Source organism: Streptomyces aureus (assembly GCF_000725495.1).
Taxonomy (GTDB): domain Bacteria; phylum Actinomycetota; class Actinomycetes; order Streptomycetales; family Streptomycetaceae; genus Streptomyces; species Streptomyces aureus_B.
In genome coordinates this window covers 26,613-43,460 of sequence record NZ_JNZD01000020.1, presented here as the reverse complement: position 1 = coordinate 43,460, position 16,848 = coordinate 26,613, and the positions used below count along the sequence as shown (strand labels likewise).

The following is a 16,848-nucleotide window of genomic DNA, read 5'->3' as shown; positions in this document are numbered from 1 at the left end:
CCGACGCCCCGTCGATCAAGGAGCGAGCCGATGCACACGATCACCGTCGACGCCCCGGACATCTCACGCGCCTGGCTGGAAGCCTGCACCCGCCTGTCGGAGATCCCGGGCAAGAAGGCCTTCCACACCATGGTCCGGATCGCCCGCCCGCTGCAGGAGGACCCGCATCTGCGGGCCGAGCTGGACCGGCTGCGCGCGGCTCGCACCAAAGAGCCCCTGTATCCCATCGCCACGGTCGTCAACACGCTCTTCCCGGCGGCGCTCGCCGCGACGTGCACGACGCACGAGCAGCTCAGCGAACGCTACAGGGCCGTGTACCCGCGTCTGCAGAAGGAGATCCGGCGCAACGTTCACGGCACCTACTTCGGCCGTCTCGTCTCCTACCCCGGCACTCCCGACAAGCCGGAGCCGGTCGACCAGCTCGCCCGCGTGATCACGCGCCTGAACAGGCTGCGCACCACGGCGAAGTGGAGCGCCGTCTACGAGGCCGGCACCGCCCACGTCGCGGACAGCGACGAAGGCATGCTGGAGGAGTCGGACGCAGCTGACGCCGGACCCGAGGCTGTCATCCGGGCCGCCTCGCTGGACACGCAGCCCCGGGACTTCCCCTGCCTGAGCCACTGTTCCTTCCAGTTCGACAGCGCCACGAACACCGTCCATCTGGCCGCCTACTACCGCAGCCATTACATGTTCGACCGCGCCTACGGAAACTACCTGGCCCTGGGACATCTGTGCGCCTGGGTCGCCCGCCATGCCGATCTCACGCCCGGCACCGTGAGCGTCATGTCCGGCTGCGCCCGGCTGGACTGCACCAAGCAGGAACTCGGGGCCCTCCAGGACACTGTGACCACACCACTGTTCGGACTGGGAGCCTAGACCGCCCCTTTCGGATCTTGCTGGCCCGCGCCGCCCGGCACTGCACCTCGCTGCGTTGCCGGAGCCACCGAGGTGCGTCCAGTAATCGGGCGCGCCCCGCGCCCTGCGATGCACGGCACCAAACGCCGCGGGCTTAACCGGCAAGCGTCACGGGAGACGGCCTGGGTGCTGCCTGGCAAGAAGTCTGCCGGCCCACCTCACCCATCGATGTGACGTGCGCCACAAAGTGGAAGGTTTCCGGCTTCTCGTCCCCCTGGTCCTGTGAACGGCACCAGGACCGAGCGACGGGAATGGGCCGATAAGTGAAAGGCGGCCCCCATGGGGTGGGAAGCGGTCATCGTGGTATCCCTCGCCGTGCTTGTGCCCGGCGTGGGAAAGGTTCTGAGCGCGGCGGCCTCTCGGCAGCGGTCTCTTGGGAAGGCTGAAGTCATCCGAGCAAAAGCCGAGTTGCAAAAGGCGTCCGCACCATGCTTTCAGCACTGCGAGCGACCGGAGGCACCGCGGTGAGCGAGGAAACGGTGCGTGTCTGGCGGTACGGCGGCTGGGTGCAGATCAATCCGCCCCTGCCCACGGATCCCGGTGATGAGACTCCCGTACCGCGATCTCGCCGCGCAGGCCGTGAATCTGGCGAGGCACGTTACGAGCGCGTCTACCGTGACGGCGCGTGGGTGTACGAACGACAGGACCCGCCTCCCGCGCCCCGCACGGCGGCGGCTGATCCTCCCCTTGCACCGGCGGCGGCCGAGTCGATCCGCACTCCGGACGGAGAAGATGACAAACGGCCAGAGCTCTCCGAGGAGCCGCTCCAGTGCTATCTCCCAAGCCCGTTCCAGCCGCGCCCTTCGGTCGCAGATACCTACGCTCGCTGCCATCAGGCCATGCAGCACTACGCCCGCTCCCGTCTCCAACTGGCGGGCATCCCGCCGTCGCGAATGGCGCCAGAGGACGTGGTCCAGGAGGCCTTTATGGTGGCGCTGCGCAACGAGGCCAGCATCGACAACGTCGAGGGATACGTGTACGCCATTATCCGGAGCAAGGTGAACGACGAACAGAAGCGGAAGTTCGTCACGGAGCCCAGCAACGATCCTGCCCTGCTGGACCGTCAGGATGTAACCGTGCCAAGTGGTAACGACACGGCACGTTCCTTAGTCGTAGGAACTGCTGTGCGGCGCCTGCGCCCTGAGCAGCGCGAGGCCCTGTGGGGCGTCAAGGGGCTCGGGCACAGCTATGCGGAGGTGGCATCTGATCTTGGAGTGAGCGCCGGTACGGTAGCCAGCCGGGTATCTCGGGGCCGCATCGCCCTGCTCGCGGTGCTGACGAATATGGGCGCCACGGAACGAGTCATGTTCGTCTGGGCTGTGATGGGGTTCGGCATCGCCATGGCCTGGGTCGCTGGACAAGGCGGATCCTCCTGGGGGCCCGACGATCGTCCGCCATGGCCGCCCGTAAGTCCGGGGCACAGACCAACACCGTCATGGACTCCGGAGGTCCTGAACGTCGACCACTGGGTGACCTGGCTCCTGGTTCTCAGCATCGTGGGGGCCCGTCTTACCTGGCGGGTGGCGCAGCGTCGGTTGCGCGTCCGCAGGGAGACCCGCCGAGCGCGACCGGCAACGGCCTAGCCAGGTCGGCAGCTTCGGCTGGCGGACGGTCTGATGGCTGGCAGGGGCTGGTGAGTACATGATCCAAACGACCCGGCCTAAGCGCGAGCGCCCCGGACTTCAGCGGCAGGGGGGTTACCGTGCCGGGGCCGGGGTGTTCAGGCCCCACTTCGGAGGAAACCAGGCTTGCACCGCAGTAGCGTCTCTGCGGTAAGCCTGCTTGATGCGGGTGCGGCCGCTGATACCGGCGATGTCCGGGTGGGCGACCCGCGCGTACTTGTCGACCTCGCAGAACAGGTTCTGGCAGTCAATCAGCTGTAGCGGCCTGCCCCTCAGCCCGGCGAAGGGCAGGCCCAGGCGGGCGAAATGCTCGTCCTGGGAGGCGGCCATGTAGCCGATGACGTCGGCCTCGATCCCGTCGGCTGCCGGCCCGAAGCACTTGCGGATGCCGTCACGCGCCCCGGGTCCCGGGACCACGAAGTCCATCTCCGAGAATGCGAGCTGCGGTGCGTAGTTGAGATCGATGGTGAACTGGTAGGCGAGAAACGGACCCAACGCCGGGTAGCCCAGCAGGATCTCGTATGCCTCCTTCATCGTCTCCGCCTGGGCGACACGCTCGGGTGCGCCGCTCGTCATCATCATCTCCAGCAGCCGCAGGTGGTTGCGGTGCTTGCGGCCCTCCCCCAGCTGCGGCGGCGGAACGATGTAGGCGGCCGAGTACAGCCGCTCGCCGCGCGCGAAGGCTGCTGACAGCACCCGGTCGTACGCCTCGAAGGTGTAGCTGTCCCAGCGCACTTCGCCCAGTTCGCGGCTCAGCAGCCGCCACGTGGACTCCTTGTTGAAGATCTTGAAGAGCAGGGCGCGGAAGAATACGTCCTCCCATGCCTGCGGACCGTTGTAGATCACATCCGTGATGAGGAACTGGCTGACCCGGTCGGCCGCCCGATAGCAGTTGGTGAACCGGTGCCGGGCCAGGATCGGGTCGTCGGTCCACGGCTGTTCCCGGCCCTGCAGGCGGGCCTCGTAGACGGCCTGCCGGGCCGCGGCGAACCGCCAGTACGTGTCGAACACCGGCGTCGGCCGCAGCTTCCGGCCCACCACCTGCACCGTTTGCGGCCCGGTGATCGCTTGACGGTCTTGCAGCAACGTCCCCATAGCCTCATTATATATTCGTTATAGGTTGACTGTCATGGAGGAGGAGTCATGGAGTTGCTGCACCGTCAGCAGCAGCGCCGCACCACCTCGGTGCAGTGGCCCGAGGACATCGACCGGCGGCTGAACATCCTGGTCCGCGCCGCCGCAGCAGCCGGTGAGCGCACCTCTCGGGCCGAGCTGCTGGCCGCCCTGGTGGCAGCAGCCGATGCCGAGCCCGAGGAGTTGGCCCTTCTTTTGCACCGCTACCGTCGCCTGCCCGAGACCGCCTTCGCGAGCGACGAGAACCGCGAGGACCTCCCCCACGTCCTGGCGCCCGGGCCGCGGCGCGCCGCATCTGCCTGAACGACCGGCGTTGGCGGAAGGTCACGGGGCTGGTCGAATCACTCGCCACGGGGACCACAGCGCTGGCGTCCCATGACCGGGCCATCGCCGCGGCCATGCTCCTGAGGCCCGACAGCCCTGGCTTTCATCCCGGCCCGCCGGACGGCCGGGGTGCCGGCGGCGAAGTTCCTGTCCTGTGCCGGAGCACGCCGACTGTGAAGATCCGCCCCCGCCGATGCCGTACGACCCCCGCAGCGGCGGTCCGAAAACGCATCCGTGTTCTGCGTAGCGTTCTTTCATGCCAAGAACTGCACCCAGCCGAGCAGATCTCAAACTGATGGACCTGGCGGCGGCGTCCGGATACCGGGTAACTGCCAGCCAGCTGGAACGCTGGCGCCGGCACGGCTTGATCCCGGGCTCCAGTGCGCACCGCGCAGGAGCCGGGGGAACCGAACGGTTCTATCCGCAGGGCACGGAAGATCTGGTCTGCGCCCTGGCCCGGCACGCCGGCCCTGGACGCACCTACGACGACCTGGCCCTGCTTGCCTTCTTTTCCGGAGCCGCAGTACCGGAGCGCGCACTCAAAACCGCGCTGGCCGGTGCGTACTTCGGGCACCGAGTGCAGCACGAGGAGCAGGTGGGGCGTGTGCAGGCGCTGGTCCCGCCCCTGTGGGCCGCCGAGATGGACAGCGAGTACGAGCGAGCTGAGGCTGCTGCCAAGATCTCGCTGGCCGAGAACGGCAGGGCGATCCGGCAGATGCGCATCAACCTCCGGCGTCAGCCCGATCTGGCCCGCTCTCCGCGTGAGGAAGTGGACGCCCGCCTGCTGGGTGTTCTGGTGGGGCTCGAGAGGCGTCGGCTCCCGGAGTCGGACGCCGCCTTCATGCAAGATCTGGCAGCGGCACTGCATCTCGACTGCGACGTCACCGAGGACTGCCTCGCGGTCTGGGACTACGCGGCCGTGTGCCACGTCTCGCAGATGGCCCGCCAGAAGACGACATCGCCCCGGGAGCGGATCGAGAAGCTAGCGCGTATCAGCGTCAACGAGCTGGAGTCCCTGCGTGCGGAGGTACTGGAGAACATGGATCAGGTGTGGACGCGGGCGAGCGGAGGGCGCCAGACGCGGGCGGCGAGGGATCAGCCCGTGCTGGCACGAGGTGCTGCCGGCACGCTGATGGAATGGATGAGCGCGCGCGAGGTGCACCCGCCGGGTTCCGTTCTCGCCGACCGGTACTTCGTCGAAAGCCTCGCCGACTTGTCGCTCCGCTGCTGGATCTCGCGGGCCCGGCCACTGTGCGCAGAGCGGCCCGGCGAGGGGCGGGCTGCTTTCGTCGCGCGGACGAGCGGCTGAGGACTGTCCTGCCTCGCCGACTTCCGCGCCCCGGCCGCTGTCAGCGCGGCGGTGTAGCGTTGGGATTTTGACGTTCATTCAGTCTTGAAACACGTGTGGACCACTACATGTTGTGTTCCTACGAGCGAGTAACACAACTTATGGGGTCCTTGCTTGCCGAGAGGCCTGTGGGGTGCTGTACTTGTGGACGTTCGAACCAAAACAGGCCCCAGCCAGGGGCTTCGACGTGAGGTCGAACCACCCGGCATGGGGCCTTGTGCGTTGGTCGCGCCCTGGGACCTTACAACGAGCCATCGGGTTCTCCAACCCTGTGGTGACTGCGGGCGGTTCGCCTCGGGAAAGAGGCAGTGATCGCTATGGCTGCATTGTTGATCGGGTACGACTTGAACAGGCCCGGACAGAACTACACCGCCCTGATCAAGGAGATCAAGGATCTCGGATCCTGGTGCCACCCGCTGGAGTCCACGTGGGTGGTGACGACACCGAAAACCGTTTCCCAGGTGCGCGACCTCCTCAGGGGATACGTCGACCGGAACGACGAATTGCTCGTGATGAACGTGACGGGCACCCCGTGGGCGAGCTACAACCTGAGCAGTGAAGTTGCCGCGTGGCTGGAGACGAATATCTAGACATCGCGCTTGCCGCGCCCAGGCGCTCCTAATGTCTATGTCGCATCGGGCGCGCCGGGGTGGCAGGGCGAGTGGATGCCGGCCCGTGCTCCGCGGTCCACCGTTACGGGTCTTGTCTCGGGGCCGTCAGGCCCCTGGTCCGGTCGGCCTCTGCGCGTCGCGGCCAGCGGCTCTTGCCGCCGATTCATGACGAGCCGGAAGGGTGCGGTGGGACATGGTTCGGTCTCCTCGGCGAGGTCCGCAGAAGCTTCGCCGGGGCTATGCCCCGAGTGCCGGTCAGCGCCGCGCACGGCCTTCGTGCACCGATGCCGCCGATCGCGGGCGCCATACCGGCTGAACGGGCACCGCCTGGTCCCTGCGCCTTCCGCCGACCGGTTCCCCTTTGCGTGAAGAGAGCACCACTGTGAACGTGAGCACGCAGCCCGTGTGGGCTGAGGAGAGATTCGGGCGCAACAGGGTACGTCAGCTGTTGGTCCCCGGCGGCAGTCTGCAGGTCACCGACGAAGCCGGGGCGTTGAGCGTCTCGAACGTCTACGGCCGCTGGCCCGCGGTACGCACGGCATCGGCTGCAGCCGACGAGCTGACGGCAGTGCTGGCCGACGGGCCCGGCCGCAGTGTGGACTGGCAAGGCAGTCACGCCCATACGCCGCAGACCGTGGTGGAGTCCTTCCGCAACGCCATCGCGTTTCGTCCCCACGACGAGCCGCACAGCCTGAGGCGTCCGCAGGTCGGCGCCCTGCACGCTGTGATGGGGTACTGGAACTCGGGGCTCGGTGATCCCGGCATCGTGGTCATGCCCACCGGCACCGGCAAAACAGAGACCATGATGGCTCTTCTGGTGGCCGCGCGCATGGAACGGCTGCTGGTTCTGGTGCCCAGCGCGGCCCTGCGGGACCAGATCGCAGGGAAGTTCGAGACGCTGGGCATCCTGCAGGAGCAGCAGATCGTCACGCTGGCCGCGTTGCGGCCGCGGGTGGGCCGCCTTGACCACGGGTTCAAGGACGCGGAGGAGGCGGTCCGGTTCGTCGAGGCATGCAATGTCGTCGTCGCCACCCCGCAGATCCTCAACAGGAGCGTGGGGAACGTGCGGGCAGCTCTGCTGTCGTCCTTCTCGCATCTGATCGTGGACGAGGCTCACCACGCTGCGGCACGTACCTGGGCGAGCGTCATCAACGACTTTGCCGGACGGCCTGTCCTGCTGTTCACCGCGACGCCGTTTCGCGAGGACCGTCGCAGCCTGCCGGGGCGCACGATCTTCCGTTTCCCTCTCAGGGAGGCACAGCGTGACGGCTACTTCCGGCACATCAACTACCGTGCCGTGATCGGGCTGCACAGCCCGGACGAGGAGCTCGCCCAGCTCGCGGTCGACCAGCTGCGTCTGGACCGTACAGAAGGTCATGACCATGTGCTCATGGCGCGGGCCGGCAGCATCGCCCAGGCCGAGCAGATCACCGCGATCTACCGGCGTCTGGCTCCTGAGTTCGACCCCACCGTCGTGCACCAGGACATCGGGGTCAAGCGTCGTCAGGCCGCTGTCTCGGCGCTGAGGCAGCGAACCTGCCGCATCATCGTCTGCGTCGACATGCTGGGTGAGGGCTTCGACGAACCGGCGCTGAAGATCGCGGCCATGCACGAGCCGCGCAAGAGCCTCAGCCCGATGATCCAGTTCATCGGCCGGTTCACCCGCACGGCAAGCGGACTCGGGGAAGCCACGGTCCTGGTACTGCACGAAGCGTCTGCCTCATCCTCCCCGCTGCGTCATCTGCTGCGTGAGGACGCCGACTGGAACGTGCTGCTGCGCGACATCACCGACAGGGTGACCTCCGAGGCGGAGGCGACCAGCGAGTTCGACAGCTCGTTCCAGGGCGCGCCGGCCGAGGTGGCCGTGACGGTACTGGAGCCGAAGATGAGCGCCGTGGCCTACATGGCGCCGTCCGAGGAGTGGAGACCCGAGGAAGCGCTGACGCTGTTCCGGGGCAACAGCGAGGTCCTGGGCGATGCCGTCTCTCTGGGCGACGATCAGCGGGTTGCGTGGTTCGTCGTCGAGCGCCGCGACAAGGTTCGCTGGGGTGCGCCGCAGGCGCTGGAGCAGGTGGTGTACGAGCTGTTCATCCTGTACTTCGACAAGGAACGGCGGCTGCTCTACCTCCATGGATCGGAGAAGTCCGGAAACTACAAGGAGCTTGCCGAGGCTGTCCTGGGCGACGACTGCGAGTTGATCAACGGACCTCGTCCCTACCGGGTTCTGGCGCAGGTTGACCGTCTGATCCCGACCAATGTCGGCCTCAAGGACTCCCACAACCACTTCACCCGGTTCTCTCTCCACGTCGGCAGCGACGTGTCGCAGGGTTTTGACAGCACACAGGAGCACAAGACCAAGACGCATGTGGCCGCGTCCGGTTTCGACAACGGAGAGAGCATCTCCATCAACGCCGCATCCTCCGGCCGTTTCTGGTCCACCTCCACGGCATCCAGCCTCAAGGCCTGGATCGACTGGTGTGACAAACAGGGAACCAAGCTGCTCGATACCAGCATTAACCTGCGACAGGTCTTCGAGGGGTTCATCATTCCTGAGGACCTCACCAAACGACCGGAACTGACCCTCCTGGCTGTGCAGTGGCCCTGGAGCGTCTACACGGGCTCACGCGACCGCCTCACGGTCACATACGGCGGGCATGCGGTTGCACTCACCGATGTGGGTTTCCGGGTGGACGACTACTCCCCCACCGGCCCCTTCCTGTTCTCACTGGTCTCTGAGAACTGGGAAGTCCCCTACCAGGCCACCGTCGATGCCAAGGGGCTCACCTACCGTCCCCGCGGGCAGGACGCCGACGTCACTGTCGGTGGCGGCAGAAACGCTCGTTCGCGGCCTCTGGTGCAGTGGCTCAACGCCAACAAGCCCGACCTGTTTCTGGAGGGCGACCGGCTCATCGACGGCGACGGCAAACTCATCAACCCACGCTACGAACGCCGGCCCTTCGACACCGCGCTGCTCACGCCGCTGGACTGGCGGGGCGTGGACTTCACCAAGGAGTCCCAAAAGCCCCAGCGACGGACCGACTCCATTCAGTACTACATGTCTGCCCACCTCCGAGCGAACGGGACCTTCGACGTCCTCATCGACGACGACCGCTCCGGTGAGGCTGCCGATCTGGTCGGGCTCCAGGTCAATGGCGAGTACCTCGACGTGACGCTGGTGCACTGCAAGTACTCCAAGAAGAAGGCCGGAACACGGGTCGCGGATCTCTATGAGGTCTGCGGTCAGGCCGTGGGCAGCGCGAAGTGGCGTCGCAGCGTCGAAAGTCTTCTGGAACACCTGCGCGGCCGCGCCGTGCAGTACACCCGTCGCAACCCCGGAATCTCACCCTACGAGGTCGGTGAGCACAAGGACCTGATCGCGATCATGGACAGGGCCCGCCTGCTGCTGCCCCGCTTCCACACCGTCATCGCCCAGCCCGGCCTGCGGGCCGGCACCGTGACCGACCGGCAGCTGTACATCCTCGCAGGCGCCGAGACCTACGCACGGCAGGTCACGGCGGGTGACTTCACCGTCTACTGCAGCCAATAACTCTACGTGCAAGCCGGAGATGTGGTGCGGGTTTTCGTCAAGGGACGAGGACCATCCGGTCGCCGGTGTTGGTACACCAGGCTTGTTCGACGTCTTTGAGGGGCATGGCCTTCGAACGGACATCGAACTCGCCTTTGGTGATGGCGTGGACGAGCTTGGGCAGCTCTTTCAGCCAGTCCCGGCCAGGGACCGAGCCGATGCCGCTCCCGACGATCTGCAATCGTGCGGCCCGCAGTGCGGCCGAGGGGATCGGGGAAGTCGGCCCGGCTACAGACCCGATCTGGATCCAGGTGATCGGATCGGAACGCTCCTTGCGGGCGGTGATCATGTCGACGACGCCAGCCGCGGCCGGCTCGCCCCACAGGTAGTCGATGACGACGTCGACGTTCGCGGCCTCGGCGAGCTGGTCGAGTGGGAGTACCTCGTCCGCGCCAAGGGGACGAAGGGCCTGAAGCGCGGCGGTGTTGCGGCCGGCGCCGATGACATGGGCGGCGCCGAACTTCTTGGCCACCTGGATGGCCATGCGCCCGGCATTGCCGGTTGCGCCGAGGATGAGCACGCTCTGGCCTCGCTTGAAGTCGATGCGGCGGCGCAGCGCCACCCAGGAGGACATGGCGGGATTCATCGCTGCGGCAACGATCACCGGGTCGACATCCTTGGGCAGCACGATGCTGCGGTCGGGCTCTATGACCGTGCGCTCGGCCAGAGTTCCCAGGGAGGTCTCGTCGAGGATCGTGTAACGAAGGCGGCCATCAGGCCCCCGGACAACGCCGTCGATCCCGGGAATCAGCGGGAGTTCGCCGGTGCTGGTGTAGTGCGAGCCGTCCGCTTGGGAGCGCACCCGGGGGTGGAGCCCGGCGGCCAGGACGTCGACGACGACCTCATTCTTCCCGCGAGCGATGGGGTCGGAGAACTGCTCGTAGCGTGGCGGGGTGCCAAAGGAGTGGACTACTGCGGCATGCATGCGAGGAGCTCCAAACTCTTTTAGTTTGTGGCACGTACTACTCGCAATATAGTTTGTGCCACGTACTAATGCAAGCTAAGGTGACCGCATGGCCTCCGATCTTGAACCGCCCGCACCGGCCGTAGGCGATGCCCCGCTCAATACGGTGGACGCCCTCGTGCAGTTGTCCTTCCTGGTGCAGCGGATCCTGGGTGAAGTAGGCGCCGAGCGCGGGCTATCGGTCATCCAGATCCGGCTGTTGGGGGTATTGCGGGGGCGCCCTGCCGGCATGCTCGAGCTGGCCACAGTCCTCGGCCTCGACAAGTCCTCGATGACGGGCTTGGTCGCCCGCGCGGAGAAGCGCGGTCTGCTGAAGCGCTCACCGTCCCCGCATGACGGCCGCGCGGTTCTGGTCTCCCTGACTGACGACGGCAAAGACCTCACCAACTGGGGTACTGCCGAGATCGGCAGGCGCATTTCGGCACTTACCGATGGACTCACACCCCCCGAACGGGCACGGATCACCGAGCTGGCGTCGGCCGTTGTACAGGCGCAACGGTCAGGGTGACGTGGGCGCGGAGGCGGCCGCGTACGGGAATGGGAGCGATGTCGGTGCGCCGGCCACTGACACCTCACCGGGCATCACCCTCATGGGGCAGCGTCTCTGCAGCCCAACAACCGGGCGCTTCCTCCAGATCGCCCCGGACCAGGGGGCAGCGCCACCTCGTACGGCACCTGCAATGACGACCCGATCAACTGCACCGACCTCAACGGCCAGTGCCCGACTCGATCATGGGCACGACGATCTCACGGACAGGTCCAAGAGGCAGTCCCTAGCGCTCTGACCAGGAAGGTTCGCCGAGTTGAGTACGCTCGGCCTGGTTGCGTTGGGTGAGGAGGGCGGGTGTGACGGGGAGGCCGTCGATGAATGAGGCCGTGGGAGTGCTTGAGGGCGAACTGGGGACCCGGGCGGTTGCCGATCTGGTCACGGAAGACGTCTGGTTTGCCTTCCTCCGTTTCGGCCGACGGCTGTTCCACGTCCTGGACACACCCGATGCGGACGGTCTCCTGTTCCAGTACGGGACCTACGCGTTCGGCGGTCCTCCGGCGTTCACGCTGGATCTCACCCGGCAGTTCGAGGTCTCCGACAGCGACGGTGATCACGACCATTACGCGCAGGTCCACTGCGAGCTTCGATACGTACTCGAGCCGGCCCTGGAAGCCCTGGGAAGCTTCAGTTCGTGGTTCTTCCACGATGCCGGAGACGATCTTGATGAGTGGGCCCAAGGACTGACCGAGCGGGCAGCCTGGACAGTGATCCGCAGACTCCATCCAACCGGGATCAGGGTGTACCAGGAGCAGGTGTAGTTGCTCAGGCCGCCGTCGTGGTGGGACGCCCTCCCCAGCGGATGGCTTTCTCGCTTCGGATGCGGGCTCGTTCGCGTCGTTGGGCGTCAAGGACGTCGGGGTGACGGGCTTTCTGGTTGCGCCAGCGCAGGTAGGCGTGCAGGGCCCGGGTTTGGACAGTGTGGTTGGGGTGGCGGGAGTTGGCGAGAGTGAACTGCCGCAGCGGTCCGAAGTGGGCTTCGATGGAGTTGGCCCAGGACGCGTAGCTCGGGGTGAAGCACAGCTCGACCTTGTTCTTGGCTGCCCACGCCTTCATCCGCCAGTTCGGAAGGTCGCCGCCGGACAGGCGGAGACCCAAAACGCCCGTGGAGCGCAGGCAAGACCGGCACCCGTGCCGGCACAGCGCGCAACCCGCACCCCGTGCGGAAGAAACAGGAACCCACCCGAAGCTGCCAGCCGACCGGCCGGGGGCAGGCGGGAATCCCCGGCCTTTAGGCCGGGGAGGACGCCAAGGCCCTGTAGCGTTCCGAGCGGCCCTCTCGGCCGTACCTGAGGCATTCTGTTCTGTCGCCACGGCAGGCTGCCGGAGGTTCTCACAGTCGGCCGAGGACTGCCAGCCTCCACTGCAGCGGTGGCGGCAGTCGTCCGTCGCGGTGCCGCTGGTGTGGCCGGTGCGGCGCCGGTTGCGGTCTCTCAAGGGACAGCGGGGTGTGGGCGACAAGAGCGGATGTGAACTCGGCCTGTCCCTTTCATGAGTTGACGAGCCGGTGGCGGTTCGGTCACTTCCAGGGGGCCGGAGGTCTGGGCTGCTCACCCGCGTGCGAGGTGTTCGATCAGGCCCTTCTGCTTGTTGATCTCTTGCGCCTGCGGGGGCGGCACGTTGTAGTGGAGCAGGCTTTCGATCTCGGTGCGGGCCGCGGCGAAGTCTCCGGTGTGTGCAAGGACGACGGCTCGTTGGGCTCGCACCGCAAGGAGAAGGTCACCCAGGCCTTGCTGCTGGGCTGCCGGCAGCAAGGCGTTGTCCAGAAGTTCCATGGCTTGCTGCAGGTCGCCAAGCTCGACGAAGTCGTCGGCGATGTCTTGTCCGATGATGACGAAGTGCCGCCATGCCTGGGATAGTTGGTAGAGCTTCATGGCGTGCAGGGCGGACAGGCCGAACGATTGGCTGAGCTGCCGTTTGCAGCGCACGGCCAGGGCCAGGCAGTCGGCGAGACGCTTGCAGTCATCGAGGTCTGCGTCAGCGGCTTCCAGCCGTGCGGCCACCTGCTCGACGCTGGTCCCGACGATGTCGCGGTCCTCCAGGCCCAGGTGCGCCATGTAGGTTTCAGCGAGGTCGAGGGCGATGGTGTCGGCCTGGATGTAGCGTTCTGCCCGGCAGAGGCACTTGGCCTGGTTGTAGCGCAGGATGCGTCGGGCGGCGCTGTTCTTCGGCAGGGCCTTGCGGGCCGCGAGGTAGGCAGCATTCAGTGCAGTGATGTCGTGACTGTCGGCGTGCTGGTGCATCTGGTGGCCGGCCAGGACGACAGTCTCCCGGATGCCCCAGTGCTGTTGGTGGGCGTCGGCGAGCGTGGTCAGTTCCTCGGTCAGCTGCTTGTGGGCTGCTGCGTCGTCGGCGTCGAGCGCCAAACTGGCCAGGGCATTGAGGGCGTCAAAGCGGTCGATGGGCCGGGCAGCCGGGTCGGCGGCCACCATCTGCAGCGTCGGCTCGAGGCCGGCGGCGAAGGGCTGGTCGAAGAAGTAGTCGTGGCTGGCGAGAGACAGCAGCTGTTCGGTTTGCTCAGTGCGGGCCAGCAGGCGCGCCCAGCGGGCCAGGCGTCCCGTCGAGGCACTGCCGCTGGTCAGGGAGTCGTGAAGGATGGTGCTGAGGGTGAGATCGAGCTGGTGTTGTGTGCCGAGGTGGTGGGGGATGTAGTCGGCCGCAAGTGCGCGGGTGGCGTCGTGGAGGGTGGTCAGGCCGCCTCCGGTGCGCTGGAGGATGCCGAGGCCGGCCAGGGTACGCAGGCTGCGCGCGCAGTCGCTCGGGCTGAGGCTGGTGTCGTGGGCGAGGCGGGTGAGTTCGTCGTGGGTGAGAGGGATCTCGGCCAGCGCGAGGAGTGATGCGGTGGTCTGGGCCTGTAGTGCCAGGCCCTCGAACATCTCTTCGAGGATGAGGTCCTGAGCGGTGGGCGCGGTGTGCTGGCGGGCGATGAGGGCCTGGCACATGCGGGCCGTGTCCTGGGCGTAGTGGTTCTGGGCGAGTTGGGCGGCATTGCGGACGTAGAGGGGAAGTCCGCCGGTGAGGGTGATGAGGCGGTCGATCGTGGCCGCGTCGGCGGGAGCCCCGGCGTCGGCGAGGACTTGGGCTACATGATCGGCGTTCCAGCCGTTGAGGAATTCGGGTGTGATGCCCAGGTGCGCGCTGTAAGTGGTCTGGTCGGGGCGTGGCTGGCCCAGCAGGACGAGGCGTACCGTGGCCAGCGTTTGGGTGATCTGCTTCAGGTCGGTGGCGTTGAGGTGGTGGACGTTGTCGAGGACGATGGCCACCGGTGTGCCGGTCAGATGCTGGTGGACGGCGCGCAGGAGGTCGATTCCCACGGCGTGCGGCAGCCCGGTGCGCTGGTCGGCGGTGAGGTGCCGGGCGGCGAGTTCGCGGGCGAGGCCGCCCGCGACGGCGTCGGCGGCGAGTGCAGTGGTGTCGAAGTAGGTGAGAGGTTCGGGGCAGTGCTGGGCCGCGTGGGCGGCCCAGGCGGTCTTGCCCGCTCCGGAGAAGCCGGTGATCAGGCGTACCCGGGCGTCGGTCAGCAGGTCGGGCTCGTCGGCCTGGGGCAGGTAGTCGTGGTCGAGGGCAGGGAAGTCCTGCAGTTCCTGGACGAACTGCTCGTACAGGCCCTCGACGGTGTCGGCGGTAAAGGCCTGATTGCCGTGGCCGGTGCAGGCGTAGACGACGCGGGCGGCGAGTTTCCACACGAGGGTGAGCGGGCTCAGCGAGGAGAAGGGGACTTGCGCGGCTTCTCGGGTGCACCAGGCGATGCCTTCTTCGAGGTCCGTCCAGGCTGGGGGGAGCCAGTCCTCTGGTGGGGTTGCCTGCGGGGTCAGCAGGGTGACGTCGTCGGGCCAGTCGGTTGCGGTCGTCATCGTTGCCAGCTTCGGGCCCAGGGGCACGTTGGCCACGATGACCAGCTGCGGGTGGCCCGGGCGTTTGCCCTCGGTGTGGCGGGTGCGCGCGGCGGCGAAGTTGTCGACCGCGCCGCTGATGTCTCCCCACTGCAGGGGCTTGCTGCGGGTCTTGACCTGCAGGTAGAGGTGGCGTCCGGAAAGGACTGCCTCGAGGTCCTCGTCGCGTTCCACCAGCAGCGTGTGCAGGCCTGCCGTCTTGAAGCGCAGCAGGCAGGCTGCCGCGTACAGATGCTGGTAGAGAAACCCCCGGTGAAGCGATGTGATCCGCACCAGCTGGTCGGCATCGATGACGGGGTCGCCGTGCCTGCCGGCGTGGGAGTCTTCGGGGGTTTTGGGCATGCTCTCATCCTTTCATCGCAGACCGGGAACAAGGGCAGGAGCGCACCGGCCCGAGGTGGGGTCGAAAGCCATGGCTGTCTCCGCTGCGGTTGCCGGGCAAGGATGTAGTTGTGAGCCGTGCGGGGCCGGGGCTGCAGTGCTGCTGTTGGGGGGTGCCCCAAGCGGTCAGGGCTGCTGTCCTGTCATGCCAGGCTTCGAATCCTGCTGATCGGTCGGCTCTCCGTACCGCGGCGTGTTCCCCGTGGAGTTGACGACGAGCCCCGTCTGTCCCGCAAGGTCGTTGAACACCCGGCACGGCCGACGGGACCAGACCCACGGGTGCCGAAGCCGATGCGCCCCCGCTGCGAGGCGGTCACCGGCATAATCGAAGCGGTCGTCACTGCAGAACGGAAGTCCGGTTTGGTCAGCACACCCGAGGTTCCTGGGCCGTCCATGGATGCCGTCCCGACCCGCTACGGCAACACCACGTTCCGCTCACGCCTTGAGGCCGACTGGGCCGCCACCCTGGACGGCAACGGTATCCGGTGGGAGTACGAACCGGAGATGATCACTCTGGACTCCGGCACGTTGTATCTCCCCGACTTCTGGCTGCCCGAGCTCGGTACCTGGATCGAGGTCAAAGGCCCGGGCATACCTCGTACCGAGAAGACAGAAGAGCTGGCCCGAACCCGCGCCTGCCGGTGTCAGGCCGCCTGCACCTGCCGGTGGCCCGGCGGTGAATTCGTCCTCCTCGGCAAGCCGTCGCTGCCCTCCGAGTGGAACGAACCTGGCCACCGGCCCCGTAGCGGCTACGCGAACTGGGCAACCCCCTTCGGTCCGTCCGCGTATTTCGTGACATGCACCGTGTGCACACGGGCGCAGTGGATCACTCTCAGGCGTCCCTGGCGCTGCCGCGCCTGTCACGCACTGTTGGAGAAGGAACAGACCCACCGGCCCGTCGACCGGTTCGTCCGCTTCGTTGAGGCCAGCGCCCGGATAGGTCTTTTCGCGATGCCCGACCTGGGTGGGCCGTTCACCGATGCCGAGCTCGGCCTTACCGACGGCCCCGAGAGCGGCGTGTTGTGATCGCACGCCATTTCCACCGTCGCGCTGTGCCTCTCGCGCCAGGGCGTGCTCATCGACTGGGGCGTCGAGGACTTCCTCTGCCTGCCCGGTGCACAGCACGAGCTGCCTGCCCTGCGGGACACGTGGCATCACGCGGTGACCGACGGCCAGCACGGCGGCCCGTTGCCCCCGGCCCCTTCCCGTTCACGACATGCACCTCAAGGGCTGGAAGGCCAGCGAGTCGTACCGGAAGTTTCTGCGCACCTGCGGTCCCCGCCAGGTGCGGGACAAGTTCTACGAGCGCTGGCTGACCTGGATGTTCACCACCGGGCACGCGGTCCACGCCCTCGTCGGGAACATCGCCGCCTGTCCCCGAACGTTCATGTTGCTCGGGCTGGCCTACCCTTCGCGCGCTGTCGCCGACTATGCGCAGGAAGACCTCTTCCCCGTGTAGAGGCAGGACCTGGCTTGACGCTCCGGAGATTGGAGTGGCCGAACGTGGTTGCGGCGCTCCATTT

The 16,848-nt window shown here is 66.9% G+C and carries 13 protein-coding genes and 1 pseudogene; 10 read left to right on the top strand and 4 right to left on the bottom strand.

Annotation, left to right across the window (positions count from 1 at the left end; genetic code table 11):
• Nucleotides 1-30 precede the first annotated feature (30 nt).
• Complete coding sequence (locus IO36_RS23690) at nt 31-876, top strand: thymidylate synthase family protein (RefSeq protein ID WP_037622785.1); 846 nt, start codon at nt 31-33, stop codon at nt 874-876.
• 467 nt (nt 877-1,343) lie between these two features.
• Nucleotides 1,344-2,498: an RNA polymerase sigma factor gene (locus tag IO36_RS48975; protein WP_078943386.1), complete on the top strand. Its 1,155-nt coding sequence runs from the start codon at nt 1,344-1,346 to the stop codon at nt 2,496-2,498.
• 114 nt (nt 2,499-2,612) lie between these two features.
• Here IO36_RS48975 and IO36_RS23680 read toward each other — a convergent pair whose 3' ends face one another.
• Nucleotides 2,613-3,632: a nucleotide kinase domain-containing protein gene (locus IO36_RS23680; RefSeq protein ID WP_158997448.1), complete on the bottom strand. Its 1,020-nt coding sequence runs from the start codon at nt 3,630-3,632 to the stop codon at nt 2,613-2,615.
• A gap of 48 nt (nt 3,633-3,680) precedes the next feature.
• On the opposite strand from IO36_RS23680, the gene IO36_RS23675 reads away from it, so the two are divergent.
• The 4 genes from IO36_RS23675 to IO36_RS23660 all read left to right on the top strand — a co-directional run bounded on the left by IO36_RS23675 (nt 3,681) and on the right by IO36_RS23660 (nt 9,501).
• Nucleotides 3,681-3,974: a hypothetical protein gene (locus IO36_RS23675; RefSeq protein WP_037622782.1), complete on the top strand. Its 294-nt coding sequence runs from the start codon at nt 3,681-3,683 to the stop codon at nt 3,972-3,974.
• Nucleotides 3,975-4,290: 316 nt separating this feature from the next.
• Nucleotides 4,291-5,304, top strand: a complete 1,014-nt coding sequence (locus IO36_RS23670) for a hypothetical protein (protein ID WP_037622781.1) — start codon at nt 4,291-4,293, stop codon at nt 5,302-5,304.
• A gap of 356 nt (nt 5,305-5,660) precedes the next feature.
• Entirely contained in the window at nt 5,661-5,933 is a 273-nt protein-coding gene (locus IO36_RS23665; RefSeq protein WP_037622880.1) for a hypothetical protein, read from the top strand.
• Nucleotides 5,934-6,342: 409 nt separating this feature from the next.
• Entirely contained in the window at nt 6,343-9,501 is a 3,159-nt protein-coding gene (locus IO36_RS23660) for a DEAD/DEAH box helicase (protein WP_245173443.1), read from the top strand.
• Between the two features lie 37 nt (nt 9,502-9,538).
• On the opposite strand, the gene IO36_RS23655 is transcribed toward IO36_RS23660, so the two are convergent.
• Nucleotides 9,539-10,465 carry a quinone oxidoreductase family protein gene (locus IO36_RS23655; RefSeq protein WP_037622779.1) on the bottom strand — a complete coding sequence of 309 codons (927 nt, stop codon included), beginning with the start codon at nt 10,463-10,465 and terminating at the stop codon, nt 9,539-9,541.
• 88 nt (nt 10,466-10,553) lie between these two features.
• On the opposite strand from IO36_RS23655, the gene IO36_RS23650 reads away from it, so the two are divergent.
• Together IO36_RS23650 and IO36_RS48290 are read left to right on the top strand one after the other, a co-directional pair.
• Complete coding sequence (locus IO36_RS23650) at nt 10,554-11,012, top strand: MarR family winged helix-turn-helix transcriptional regulator (RefSeq protein ID WP_037622777.1); 459 nt, start codon at nt 10,554-10,556, stop codon at nt 11,010-11,012.
• A 356-nt stretch (nt 11,013-11,368) separates the two neighbouring features.
• Nucleotides 11,369-11,812 (top strand): hypothetical protein, encoded by a 444-nt coding sequence (locus IO36_RS48290; RefSeq protein ID WP_037622878.1) that lies wholly within the window; start codon nt 11,369-11,371, stop codon nt 11,810-11,812.
• A 4-nt stretch (nt 11,813-11,816) separates the two neighbouring features.
• Here the strand turns inward: IO36_RS48290 and IO36_RS23640 are convergent.
• A pseudogene (locus IO36_RS23640) lies at nt 11,817-12,116 on the bottom strand (IS630 family transposase); the annotation flags it as partial.
• A gap of 485 nt (nt 12,117-12,601) precedes the next feature.
• Nucleotides 12,602-15,286, bottom strand: a complete 2,685-nt coding sequence (locus tag IO36_RS43270) for an ATP-binding protein (protein ID WP_051900862.1) — start codon at nt 15,284-15,286, stop codon at nt 12,602-12,604.
• 432 nt (nt 15,287-15,718) lie between these two features.
• Here IO36_RS43270 and IO36_RS43265 point away from each other — a divergent pair, with 432 nt between their 5' ends.
• Complete coding sequence (locus IO36_RS43265; protein ID WP_051900861.1) at nt 15,719-16,351, top strand: PDDEXK family nuclease; 633 nt, start codon at nt 15,719-15,721, stop codon at nt 16,349-16,351.
• Nucleotides 16,352-16,541: 190 nt separating this feature from the next.
• The gene (locus IO36_RS23625; RefSeq protein WP_037622775.1) at nt 16,542-16,784 is read left to right on the top strand and encodes a hypothetical protein; all 243 of its coding nucleotides are present in this window, start codon (nt 16,542-16,544) and stop codon (nt 16,782-16,784) included.
• Nucleotides 16,785-16,848 lie beyond the last annotated feature (64 nt).